General features: G+C 73.2%; 7 protein-coding genes and 1 pseudogene. 4 read left to right on the top strand and 4 right to left on the bottom strand.

Annotated elements, in window-relative coordinates; translation table 11 throughout:
* Nucleotides 1–35 precede the first annotated feature (35 nt).
* From AB0J90_RS09125 to eccCa, 3 genes and pseudogenes are all read right to left on the bottom strand, one after another.
* Complete coding sequence (locus AB0J90_RS09125) at nucleotides 36–575, bottom strand: GNAT family N-acetyltransferase (RefSeq protein WP_363593814.1); 540 nt, start codon at nucleotides 573–575, stop codon at nucleotides 36–38.
* 183 nt (nucleotides 576–758) lie between these two features.
* Nucleotides 759–1,967 (bottom strand): annotated as a pseudogene (mycP, locus tag AB0J90_RS09130) (type VII secretion-associated serine protease mycosin); the annotation flags it as partial.
* Between the two features lie 152 nt (nucleotides 1,968–2,119).
* Nucleotides 2,120–6,130, bottom strand: a complete 4,011-nt coding sequence (eccCa, locus tag AB0J90_RS09135) for a type VII secretion protein EccCa (RefSeq protein ID WP_363593816.1) — start codon at nucleotides 6,128–6,130, stop codon at nucleotides 2,120–2,122.
* Between the two features lie 125 nt (nucleotides 6,131–6,255).
* Here eccCa and eccD point away from each other — a divergent pair, with 125 nt between their 5' ends.
* The gene (gene eccD / locus AB0J90_RS09140; RefSeq protein ID WP_363593818.1) at nucleotides 6,256–7,683 is read left to right on the top strand and encodes a type VII secretion integral membrane protein EccD; all 1,428 of its coding nucleotides are present in this window, start codon (nucleotides 6,256–6,258) and stop codon (nucleotides 7,681–7,683) included.
* Between the two features lie 56 nt (nucleotides 7,684–7,739).
* Here eccD and AB0J90_RS09145 read toward each other — a convergent pair whose 3' ends face one another.
* Nucleotides 7,740–8,249 (bottom strand): inorganic diphosphatase, encoded by a 510-nt coding sequence (locus AB0J90_RS09145; RefSeq protein WP_326561590.1) that lies wholly within the window; start codon nucleotides 8,247–8,249, stop codon nucleotides 7,740–7,742.
* 605 nt (nucleotides 8,250–8,854) lie between these two features.
* Here AB0J90_RS09145 and dacB point away from each other — a divergent pair.
* From dacB to tilS, 3 genes are all read left to right on the top strand, one after another.
* On the top strand, nucleotides 8,855–10,447 hold the full coding sequence (gene dacB / locus AB0J90_RS09150) for a D-alanyl-D-alanine carboxypeptidase/D-alanyl-D-alanine-endopeptidase (protein ID WP_363594349.1): 1,593 nt from the start codon (nucleotides 8,855–8,857) through the stop codon (nucleotides 10,445–10,447).
* Nucleotides 10,448–10,539: 92 nt separating this feature from the next.
* Entirely contained in the window at nucleotides 10,540–11,610 is a 1,071-nt protein-coding gene (locus tag AB0J90_RS09155; protein ID WP_363593820.1) for a zinc-dependent metalloprotease, read from the top strand.
* Nucleotides 11,611–11,619: 9 nt separating this feature from the next.
* Nucleotides 11,620–12,612 (top strand): tRNA lysidine(34) synthetase TilS, encoded by a 993-nt coding sequence (gene tilS, locus AB0J90_RS09160; protein ID WP_363593822.1) that lies wholly within the window; start codon nucleotides 11,620–11,622, stop codon nucleotides 12,610–12,612.
* Nucleotides 12,613–12,620 lie beyond the last annotated feature (8 nt).

Genomic DNA, 12,620 nt, shown 5'->3' on the forward strand with positions numbered 1-12,620 from the left:
CGTTGCCGTGCTCGGACGTGTGAGCCGGGGCGCGCTCAGGCGTCGGAGCCGCGCAATTTTCGGTAGAGGACCTGGTGGCGCAGCGGGCCTGGTTCGGCATCCGGGTCGTCGAAGTCCTCCGCCGGGTCGGTGGTCATGCCGAGCCGGCGCATCACCGCCTGGGAGCGCAGGTTCGTCTTGGTGGTGATGGCCAGGATCTCCGGTAGGCCGACCGTGTTGAAGCCGTACGCCAGGGCGGCGCGGGCCGCCTCGGTGGCGTATCCGTGGCCCCATGCCGTACGGGCCAGCCGCCAGCCGGCCTCGACCCCGGTGAACGGCATGTTCTCGTCCACCGGATCCAGGCCGGTGAACCCGATGAACTCCCCGGTCGCCCGGACCTGCACCGCCCAGAAACCGAAGCCGTTGCGGTCCAGGTCGTGCTGGAAGCTCTCGATCGAGGCAGCGGCCTCGTGGGGGTTGAGCACCGGCCCGAGATGTTCCCGGACCTCGGGGTCGGCGTTCATCGCCGCCCAAGGCGCCAGGTCGGACTTCCGCCAGTCGCGCAGGACCAGCCGCTCAGTGTCGATCTCCACCACGAGGCGAACAGTAGTCCCCGTACGGGCGGAGCGGTGTCAGGATTGTCCTGACGGTTGGTCGTCGGTCTGCGTGCCAGCAGGTGGTGATGGTGGTGGCGCGGCCACCCGATCCCACGGGCGGCGCACCCGCCACGACCGGTTCCGTACGGCGTGCGCGAACTGGGCCCGGTTCACCAACAGCACACTGCCGGTGAGTACGACCAGCAGGACCACCGTGCCGGTCCAGACGCCCCGCTGACCCGCGGAGCCCTCCAGGCCACCGGCCGGGCGGGCCGACCAGCGCATCCGGTCACCCGGCGGGCCGACCTTGAGTTGATCGGTCTGCTGGCTGCCGGAGCCGCTCGCCGCGCTCACACCCGGAGCCGGACCGAAGCCGGCCTCACCGGGTGACGGGTTGTTGTCGAGCGGGTTGCCGGCCACCGGACCGACCGGGTTCGACAGGGCGGCGAGCGGGTTGACCAGACCGAAACCGTACCGGTCGTCGCGCCCGGCGGGGCCGAGGTCGCGGGCGGTCATCATCAGCCGGTTCACCACGTTGGCGGCGGACATCTGCGGCCACTTCGACCGGACCAGCGCCGCAGTGGCGGTCACCAGCGGGGCCGCGAAGCTGGTGCCCTGCACCCGCCAGTAGCCGCCGTCACGACCGGCGCCGAGCAGTCCCGTGGCCGGTGCGGTCAGTACGGTCTGCGGGCCGCTGATCGACCCGGACCAGAGCCCGTCGGTGTCGCGCTCCATGCCGGCCACGGCCACCACCCCCGGCTCCCGGGCCGGGTACCAGACCTCGGTCGACGGCGAGACACCCCGGTTGCCGGTGCAGGCGACGACGACCACATCCCGGACGAACGCGTAGTCGAGCGCGGCGGCCAGCGCCGGACTGTTCCCGGCACCGCCGAGCGACAGGTTGACCACGCGAGCGCCGTTGTCCACCGCCCAGCGCAGACCCTTCGCCACGATCATCGCGTCGTCGTAGCGGTTCTGCGCGTCGAGCACCCGTACCGGAAGGATCCTGGCCTGCGGGGCGAGCCCGGCGACGCCGCGACTGTCGTCGTTGCGCCCGGCGATCAGCGCGGCCACCGTCGTGCCGTGGCCGACCGGGTCGGTGTGCCCGTCGCCGCCCGGCTGCACCAGGTCGAGCCCGGGCAGCACCTGGCCGACGAGATCCGGGTGGGTGCCGTCCACACCAGAGTCGATCACCGCGACGGTGACGTCCTTGCCGGTGGACACCTTCCACAGGGACTTGGCGTCGAACTCGTCAAGCTGCCACTGCTCGTCCCGGATCGAGTCGGCCCGGATCGGCAGCGCCGCCGGCTGGGCGCGCAGCATAGTCAGCGGATCCTGCGGCGCGGCCGTGGCCACCGCCGGCCCGGCGAGCGTCACCCCGATCCCGAGCATGGCGAGCAGCGCCGCCACGGCAGCCCGTGGCCCGGCCCGATGGTCTCGGTACACCAGCCCTGTCACAGCTTGGCCATTTCACCCCGGTGGACACGTGATGCACGGAGGTTACCCCTTTTCACTGTGGTGGCGGGGCGTTCGCGACGAATCGATCAGACCGGAGGCAGATGGGCGAGTTGGATCAGGCGTGTTCCCTCCTTGCGGGTCACCAGCCGACCCCGTCCCGGTGGCATCGGTGCCGGGCGTACCGCACCGACCAACGCGCCCTCGTCCTTGTCGCCGGACATCACCAGGCCGGGTGAGGAAAGCTCACGCAACCGCTGGATGATCGGCTCGTACAGCGACCGGGAGGCGCCGCCGGAGCGGCGGGTCAGCACCAGGTGCAGGCCGATGTCCCGGGCCTGCGGCAGGAACTCCTCCAGCGGACGCAGCGGGTTCGCCGGGCCGGTGGCGACCAGGTCGTAGTCGTCGACCAGGACGAACAGCTCCGGTCCGGTCCACCACGACCGGTCCTTGAGCTGCTGCGGGGTGACGTCCGGGCCGGGCAGTCGACGAGACATGTAACCCGCCGCCGACTCGATCAGCTCGACCGTGGCGGCGGCCGCGGTGCCGTACCCGATCAGGTGTTCGGTCTGGATCGTGCCGAGCAGGCTGCGCCGGTAGTCGACCAGGATCACCCGGGCCTGCTCCGGGCTGAACCGGCCGGTAATCGAGGTGGCCAGCGCCCGCAGGAACGACGACTTGCCGCACTCGGCGTCGCCGAAGAGCAGGAAGTGCGGCTCGCTCGCGAAATCGATCGAGACCGGCCGCAGGTCCGCCTCGGAGATGCCGATCGGCAGCCGCAGGCCGGACGTCCCGGCCAGGTCCAACTCGCCGTACGGCAACACCGGTGGCAACAGCCGTACGCGGGGAGCCGGTGCACCGGTCCACGAACTCGCGACCGCCTTCACCAGTGACGGTGTGTCGCCACCGAGGCTGGACAGCCCCGGCAACGCGGTCAGGAAGTGCAGGCTCTCGGCGGTGATCCCGCGCCCCGGCGTCTTCTCCGGCACGTTCGCCGCCGTACGCCGGGACACGATCGAGTCGGTCGGGTCACCGAGGCGCAGTTCGAGGCGGGACCCGAACAGGTCCCGGATCGCCGGCCGGAAGTCCATCCAGCGTGGCGCCGCACCGACCACGTGTACGCCGTACGACAGGCCACGGGTGGCCAGGTCGGTGATCATCGGCTCCAGGTCGTCGTACTCGCCGCGCAGCGTCGGCCAGCCGTCGACGACCAGGAACACGTCACCGAACGGATCGGTGCCCGGCCCGACGCCACCGGCCGCCCGACGCTTGCGGTACGCCACCATCGAGTCCACCCCGAGGTCGGCGAAGCGCCGCTCCCGCTCGGCGAGCAGGGTGGAGATCTCGCCGATGGTGCGCCGTACGGCGGCGGTGTCGAGCCGGCCCGCGACCCCACCGACGTGCGGCAGGTCACGCAGCGCGGCGAGCGCACCACCACCGAAGTCGAGGCAGTAGATCTGCACCTCGGCCGGGGTGTGGGTGAGCGCCAGCCCGCAGATCAGCGTCCGCAGCAGCGTCGACTTGCCGCTCTGCGGCCCACCGACCACGGCGACGTGCCCGGCGGCCGAGTCCAGCGCCAGCCAGAGCAGGTCACGGCGCTGCTCGAACGGCTTGTCGATCAGCGCCACCGGCACCTGGAGGCCACCGTGCAGTTCCGGGTTGCCGAAGGTCAGCCCGCGCACCGGGTCGGTGACCACCGGGCCGAGCAGCTCGTCGAGCGCCGGTGCCTGCGCCAGCGGCGGCAGCCACACCTGGTGGGCCGGCGGGCCCTGGCCGACCAGTCGGGACACCATCACGTCGAGCAGGCTCTGCCCGGCCGGCACCTCCTGCGGCACCGGCTCGGCGGTGGTCACCGGGTCCGGCACCGGCACGAAGTGGGTCGAGTAGTTCAGCAGGCGCGGCGCACCGGACTGGCCGCCGCCGGCACCGCCGAGCCCGGCCCGGCGGAAGGAGCCGGAGACGTACGCGGCCTTGAACCGGACCAGGGGCTCGGTGCCGAACTTGAGGTAACCGTGCCCCGGTGAGCGCGGCAGCTCGTACGCGTCCGGCACACCGAGCACCGCCCGCGACTCCAGCGCGGAGAACGTACGCAACCCGATCCGGTACGACAGGTGCGTGTCCAGCCCGCGCAGCCGCCCCTCCTCCAGCCGCTGCGACGCCAGCAGCAGGTGTACGCCGAGCGACCGGCCCAGCCGACCGATCTGGACGAAGAGGTCGATGAAGTCGGGCTTGGCGGAGAGCAGCTCGGAGAACTCGTCACAGATGATCAGCAGCGACGGCAGCGGGGCGAGCGCCGCACCACCGCCGCGGGCCTTCTCGTAGTCGCGGAGGCTGGCGAAGTTGCCGGCCCGGCGGAGCAGTTCCTGCCTACGGATCAGCTCGCCGTTGATCGCGTCCACCATCCGGTCGACCAGCGGCAGCTCGTCGGCCAGGTTGGTGATCACCGCGGCGGTGTGCGGCAACCGGTCCAGGGAGGAGAAGGTCGCGCCACCCTTGAAGTCGACCAGCACGAAGTTCAGCGCCTCGGACGAGTGCGTGGCGGCCAACCCGAGCACGAGCGTACGCAGCAGCTCCGACTTGCCCGAGCCGGTCGCGCCGATCAGCAGCCCGTGCGGGCCCATGCCGTCCTGCGCCGACTCCTTCAGGTCCAGCTCGATCGCGCCGCCGTCGCCGGCCACCCCGATCGGCACCCGCAGCCGGTCCCGTCCGGGTCGCGGCGCCCAGCCCTGCACGGTGGTGAAGTTGTCCGGGTCACCGATGCCGAGCAGTTCGGCGAGGCCCATCTCGGCGTTCAGCGGGGTGTCGGCGCCGCCCTTGCCGGCCGCCGCCAGCCGCAGCGGGGCGAGTCGCCGGGCGACCGCCTCGGCCTCGACCACGGTCAGCCGGTCGGCGGTGCCAACCTCGGCCTGCCCGTCCATCGTGTACGTGTTCAGCCGGCCGCCGCGTACCTCCAGCACCAGCATCGAGCGGTCCAGCAGCCGGGGCGGCGGGCTGTCCAGGTCGATGATGGTCACCGCGTCGATGCCACCGTCGCTGATCAACGCGGCGGCACCGGTCAGGTCACCCCCGTCGAGGACCACCACCACGTGCGGCCCGTCGGTCGCCGGACCCGCCGGGCTGAACCGGGACCGGTTGCCGAGCACGTCCTCCAGCAGTGCTTCGAGTTCGGTGGCGGAGCTGGCGACCAGGCGTACCGGGCCGAGGGCGTCGGAGCGGTCCGGGTGCTGGGCGTGCGGCAGCCACTTCAGCCACTCCCACAGCGGCCGGCGTTCCGGCCCGGCGCAGACCGCTATCAGCAGCTCGTCCGGGGCGTGGAAGACGGCGAGCTGGGTCAGCATCGCCCGGGCCAGGGCCTGCGGTCCTTCCGCGCCGGTGCCGGGGTCGGTCCGGCCGGTGTCGGTCCAGCCCAGTTCGGGGCGGCCGAGTTCGGTCCGGGTCGCCTCGCCGCGTACGAAGACCCGGGCGAAGGCGCGCAGGGAGAGCGCGACCGGCAGGTCCGGCACCACCGCGTACGCGTCCAGGAACCGGCGCAGCGCACCGGCGGTCATCGGCTCCAGGTCCTCCAGCGGCCGGGTGACCGGCGGGATCAGCGGGGTCGCCAGCGTCTGCGGGCCGACCGCGACCCGGACCACGCCGAAGTCCGGATCACCGGGCCGGCGCTCCCAGACCCGGTGACTGCCCACCGTGGACCAGAGCCGGGCCGGGTCGGGGTGCCGGTAGAACAGCCCGGCGCGCTGCTTGCCGGCGGTCTCCCGGACCCGGCGGCGCAGGGTCGCCAGGTGCCGCAGGTACTCCCGGCGGGCGGCCATCATCTCGGCCTTCTTCGGGCTGCCGGACGCACTGCCCCACGAGGAGGCGAGCATGGCCAGCGACGACACACCGAACATCGCACCGACCACGTAGGAGTACGCGCCACCGCCGCGACCGAACATCATCGCCATCGCGACCGAGCCGCCGAGCATCGGCAGCACCATCATGAGCTGCTGCATCCGGCCACCGGCGGCGGCCGGGATCTCCGGTGGAGGGTCGACCGGCAACTCGCCCGTGGGGATGTCCGGTGCCGGCCGTCGGGGCGGCCGTTTGATGACGATCGTGCTCATGCCCCCGCCTCGCCGAGTCCGCTCATCCGATCTCCCCCTGACGCTCGGTCGACCAAGCCCGGCCCATGGTAGGTAAAGTGCGGTCGTCCGCGCAGCCGTGGCCGGCCGGTGATGGAGGAAAGTCGATGAGTAGCGGGCTCGCCCGGGTCACCATCAGCGCGCCCCAACGCCGGGTGGACGTCGCCCTGCCCGAACACCTTCCGCTCGCCGAGTTGCTGCCCGAGGTGTTGCGACACGCCGGTGACGGGCTCGCCGACGACGGCGAACGCCACGGCGGTTGGGTGCTGCGGCGTACCGACGGCGCCGCGCTGCTCGCCGGCCAGGCCCTGCTACCCCAGGGCGTACGCGACGGCGACGTCCTGCATCTCGTACCCGCCCGGGCGCAGTGGCCCGAGTTGGAGTACGACGACGTGGTCGAGGCGATCGCCGACGGGGCGAGGCGTCGGGGTGCCGCCTGGTCCGGTGCGGCCACCAGGGCGGCGAGCCTCGCCGGGGCGGGTGCCCTGCTCACCGTCGGGCTGTTCGCCGTACTTGCCGGTGGGCCGGGGGCACGGGGTGCCTCGGTCGCCGCGCTCGGCATCGCCGTGCTGCTGGCGCTCGCCGGGGTGGTGGCCTCCCGCGCGTACGGGGACGCGCCGGCCGGTGCCGCGCTGGGCGGCTACGCCCTGCCGTACGCGTTCCTCGGCGGCGCCATGCTGATCGCCTCCGGGGACCCGGCCGGCGTGCTGGGCCCGGTGCGTTGGCTCGGTGCGCCGGAGGCGTTGGCCGGGTCGGTGGCGGTGCTGCTGGTCGCCGTACTCGGGGCGGTCGGGGTGGCCGCGGGCCTGCGGGTCTTCGCGGCCGGTGCCACGGTCGGCCTGCTCGGTGCGTTGACCGCGCTGGGCGGGTTCGTGCTCAGCGCCGGTGGCGCCGCCGCGGTCCTGCTCTCGGTGCTGGTCTGCGGGATCGGGGTGCTGCCGCTGCTGGCGATCCGGTTCGGCAAGCTGCCGATGCCGCCGATCACCCTGCCGGCCGGCACCGACGGCAGCGAGGGCTTCACCGCGGCCGGTGGTTCGCTCGAAGGGGCCCGCGAGCGGCCGGAACGCAACCGGGTCTTCGCCGCGGTGGCCCGTACGGAGGAACTGCTCACCGGCATGTTGATCGGTCATGCGGTGCTCGCCACGGTGGCGTCCGGGCTGCTGGTGGTGGCCGGTGGTTTCGCCGGCCGGCTACTGGTCGCGGTCGCCGCGGCGGCCCTGCTGCTGCGCTCCCGGCTGTTCGTCACGTTCCGTCAGCGGTTGCCGATGGTGGTCGCCGGCATCCTCGGCTTCGTGGTGCTCGGGTTGGCGCTGGTCACCCGCTCCGGCGCGAACGGCCTGCTGTTGCTGACCGGGGCGGGGCTGGTACTCGCTCTGGTGACCGTGGGTGCGGGTGCGACGTACGCGAACCGCGCCCCGTCGCCGTACCTCGGTCGGGCGGCCGACCTGGTCGACACCCTGATGGTGGTTTCGGTGGTGCCGGTGGCCTGCGCGGTCCTCGGCCTCTACGCCCAGGTACGCGGCCTGCTCGGCTGAAACCCGCCGGCCTGCTCCCCGCCGGCCGGGCTCCGGCCGGCGGGTTCAGTACGTGATCAGTGCGGCAGGCCCTCGCCGCGTTCCACGGCCTCCTGCTGGCGCCGGTACGACGCCCGGATCTCCGCCTCGGCCTCGGTACGGCCGACCCAGGTCGCGCCCTCCACCGACTTGCCCGGCTCCAGGTCCTTGTAGACCTCGAAGAAGTGCTGGATCTCCAGCCGGTCGAACTCGCCGAGGTGGTGGATGTCGCGCAGGTGCTCCTGGCGCGGGTCCTCGTAGGGCACGCAGAGGACCTTGTCGTCGCCGCCCTTCTCGTCCGTCATCCGGAACATGCCGATGGTCCGGCAGCGGATCAGGCAACCCGGGAAGGTCGGCTCGGGTACCAGCACCAATGCGTCGAGCGGGTCGCCATCCTCACCGAGGGTGCCCTCGATGAAGCCGTAGTCCGCCGGGTACTGGGTCGAGGTGAAGAGGGTACGGTCCAGCCGGATCCGGCCGGTCGCGTGGTCGACCTCGTATTTGTTGCGGTGACCCTTCGGGATCTCAACCGTGACGTCGAAATCCATCTTCCACGCTCCCTCGTTCGCCGACGCTGGCTAACGGAATCTAGGCGGCGTGTACCGGGAGGAGTGTTGTCCCACTCGCTCGATCCGGGCGCCGCTTAGTGTTCGGACGGAAGTAGTGTCACCTAGAGCCATTTACCGATTGGGAGGAGGGGCCGGTGGAGAGTGAAGATTCACACTCGGGGTGGGTGAACGAGCCACCACCGGCCGGGCCCTCCTGGCCCGAGCAGCCATTACCCCATCACCCGCAAGCCGCCCAGGTGCCACCGGGTGGCCGGTCGGCACCGGGCCGGGCGAGTGTTCCGCCGCCCGCGCCGAACCAGAGCGGCCCGGCGGATGCGTACCTCTCCGGTCCGGCAGCGGCCTCCGGGGCGGCGCGGCCGGTCCAGCCCGCCTCGCAGGGCCGGGCGGTCGTGCCACCCGCCGGAGTCTCCGGCACCACCTACCCGTCGGCCCAGTACCCGACCGTGACGCCGCCCAACACCGGCGCCGGTCGGGCGACCGTCCAGCCCGCGCCGCCCTCGACCAACAGCGGCGCCGGTCGGGCGACCGTGCCGCCCGCGCCACCTTCGGCGAACGGTGGTTCCGGACGGGCGAGCGTACCGGCGATGCGGTCCCCGGAAGACGGTGCTTCCGGTCGGGCCGGGATCCCGCCGACACCGCCGGCACCCCCGGCGGCCGGTCCGCCGGATCCGGTCACGCCGCCACCGGCCCGTCCGGCGCGGCGGCGGACCGGGCTGCTGGTCGGGCTCACCGCCGTCGTCGCGCTGGCGCTTGCCGGCGCAGGGGTGGTGGTGGTCAAGCCCGGGCCGGTGGCCGGCTGGATGGGCCAGACCGAACCCGCGCCGACCATCGCCGCCGACCCGCCGGAGCCGCCGCCCGGCGCGGTGCTCGCCGCCGCCGGGACCAGCGCCCCCGTCCCCACCCCGGACGGCCTGCGTACGGTGCTCGACCCGCTGGTCGGCGCCGACGTGCTGGGCCCCTCGGTGCACGTGGCCGTGGTCGACGTGGCCTCCCGTGAACTGCTCTACGGCCAGGGTCCGCAGACCCTGACCGTGCCCGCCTCCACCACCAAGCTGATCACCGCGGCGACCGTGCTGTCGGCCCGTGGCCCGGCGTACCGGATCGCGACCCGGGCGGTGGCCGGGGCGGCACCGGGCGAGGTGGTCCTGGTCGGCGGCGGTGACCCGACGCTCGCGATCAACGCCACCGGCATCTACCCCGGCGCCGGTCGGCTCGACCAGCTCGCGGCCCAGGTGAAACAGGCACTGGGCGGGGTCGCGCCGACCAAGGTCACCGTCGACTCGTCGCTGTTCCCGAAGCCGGTCTACGGGCCGGGCTGGGACGCCGACATCCCGACCGGTGGTTTCGCCGGGCCGATCACCGCGCTGATGACCGACGGCGGCCGGGTCGACCCCAAGGACAACGTCAAGGGCGCCGAACGGTACGCCAACCCCGACATCGCCGCCGGCCGCGCCCTCGCCCGGGCACTCGGACTGCCGACAGCCGCGGTGAACGCGGTGGCCCGTGGCAGTGCACCGCCGGACGCGGCCGCCCCGCCCGCCGGTTCCGAAGCCAGCCCCGGCACCGACCAGGCCAGCCCCGCTACGGGACAGGCCACCCCCGGCACCGAACTGGGCCGGGTCGAGTCGCCGCCGATGGGCCGGCTGGTCGAGTTCATGCTGGCGGACAGCGACAACGTGGTTGCCGAGGCGCTGGCCCGGCAGGTGGCGTTGGCCCGCAACCAGCCGGCCTCGTTCGACGGTGCCGCCGCCGCGATGGACGCGGTGGTGGGCGAGCTGAAGCTCCCCGCCGACCAGAGCACCCTCAGCGACGGCAGCGGCCTGTCCCGGAACAACCGGATCAGTCCCGAACTGCTCACCGACGTACTGGCGTTGGCGGCCGACGGGAGCCGCCCCGAGTTGGCCGGCATCTTCGCCGGACTGCCGGTGGCCGGCTGGTCCGGCACGCTCACCGAACGGTTCGGCGGCCAGGCCGCGAGCGCCGCGATCGGAGTGGTACGGGCGAAGACCGGCACCCTGACCGGGGTGCACGCGATCGCCGGGGTGGTGACCACGGCACAGGGCCGGCTGCTCGCGTTCTCCGTACTCGCGGACCAGGTGCCGGTCGACAGCGAACAGGCGCAGCCGCCGCTGGACCGGATCGCCGCCGCCCTCGCCTCCTGCGGCTGCGGTAGCTGACCGGAGACGGCACCGGCCCATCCGCGTACGACAATCCGCCCATCCGCGTACGACAAGGGTGAGGTTGTGCGGGCGCGGGTACGGTGGGTGCCATGGCGCAGTTCGTGGACTGGGATCTGGCCGCCGCCACCGCGGGCGCGCTGGGAAAGTCGGGACCGAAGGTCTCGTACGACGAAGCCACCGAGGTCGTGGGCGACCTGCGGCAGCTGACCGACGAGGCGGCGGGTCACGTGGTCGCGTACACCGGGCTGCGGTCCCAGGTGGCGCACCCGCCGGTACGGGTGGTCGACCGCCGGGACTGGGCCGCGACCAACATCGCCGGCCTGCGTGAGGTGATCACCCCGCTGGTCACCCGGCTCTCCGGTGACAAGCAGCCCGGCGTGATCAGCGACGCGATCGGCTCCCGCCTCACCGGCGTGCAGGCCGGTACGGTGCTCGCCTACCTCTCCGGGCGGGTCCTCGGCCAGTACGAGGTCTTCTCCGCCGATCCGGGACAGCTTCTCCTGGTCGCGCCGAACATCGTCGAGGTGGAACGGAAGCTGGAGGCGGAACCCCGCGACTTCCGGCTCTGGGTCTGCCTGCACGAGGTCACCCACCGCACCCAGTTCACCGCCGTCCCGTGGATGCGCGGGCACTTCCTCGGCGAGGTCCAGGCCTTCGTCGACGCCTCGCAGGCCGGCGGTGAGCACTTCGCCGACCGGTTGCGCCGGGGGGTGGCGACGCTGGCCGACTCGGTGCGCAACCCGGACAGCCGGGCGAGCGTGCTGGACATCGTGCAGACGCCCGGCCAGCGTGCCGTGCTGGACCGGCTGACTGCGCTGATGACGCTGCTGGAAGGGCACGCGGAGTTCGTGATGGACGGGGTCGGCCCGGAGGTGATCCCGAGCGTCGAGCGGATCCGGTCCAAGTTCAACCGTCGCCGCGAGTCGGGCAACCCGCTGGAGAAGACGATCCGCAAACTGCTCGGTGTGGACGTGAAGATGCGGCAGTACGCCGAGGGACGCAAGTTCGTCCACGGTGTGGTGGACCGGGTAGGGATGGACGGCTTCAACCGGGTCTTCAGCTCGCCGCTGACCCTGCCCCGGCTGGAGGAGTTGGCCGACCCGGACGCCTGGGTGGCCCGGGTGCACGGCTCGGTCGGCCGCTCGTCGGCCGCCGGCTGACCCAGCCCGATGGCCGCGCTCGCCCCGCCGGTCGCGGCCGTCCGGGCCGCGGTCCGTAAGGCTCTGACCGGGGTACGCCCACCCGGTCCGATCCTGGTCGCCTGCTCGGGGGGAGCCGACTCACTCGCCCTCGCCGCCGCCACCGCCTTCGTCGCACCCCGGCTGGGGCTAACCGCCGGGCTGGTCACGGTCGACCACGGTCTCCAGCCGGGTTCGGCGGAACGCGCCCTGGAGGTGGTCAGGTGGGCGACCGGGCAGGGGCTCGATCCGGTCGAGGTCGCCACGGTGGTGGTCGCCGGCCGTCCGGGTGGGCCGGAGGCTGCTGCCCGGCAGGCCCGCTACCAGGCGTTGGTGGAGGTCGCCCGGCGGCACGGCGCGGCGGCGGTGCTGCTCGGGCACACCCGGGACGACCAGGCCGAAACGGTGCTGCTCGCGCTCGCCCGTGGCGCCGGCCCGCACGGCCTGTCCGGGATGCCGGTACGGCGGGATCTCGACGGCGTGCCGCTGCTCCGGCCGCTGCTCGACGTCGACCGGGACCAGACCCGCAAGGCGTGCGCCGCGCTCGGGCTGAGCCCGTGGGAGGACCCGCACAACACCGACCCCGGTTACGCCCGTGCCCGCGTACGGGCGGACCTGATGCCGGCCCTGGTCGCCACCCTCGGTACGGGTGTGGTGGCGAACCTCGCCCGGACCGCGCGGCTGATCGCCGAGGACACCGCCGTACTGGACGGGTTGGCCGCCGAAGCCCTGGATTCGGCGCGTACGGATCCTGAGAACCCGGCACGGTTGGCGGTGCCGGAGCTGGTCGGACTACCGGGCGCGGTGCGTACGCGGGTGCTGCACCGGTGGGCGCTGGAGCTGGGCGTACCGGCGGCGGCGCTGTCCGCCCGGCACGTGGCCGCCCTCGACGCGCTGCTCACCGACTGGCACGGGCAGGGGCCGGTACACCTGCCCGGGGCAATAACGGTGGCCCGACGCGGTGACGCTCTGAGCAGGGGGTAGACAGGGGG

Origin of the sequence: Micromonospora sp. NPDC049523, assembly GCF_040676775.1 — a bacterium.
GTDB lineage: Bacteria > Actinomycetota > Actinomycetes > Mycobacteriales > Micromonosporaceae > Micromonospora_G.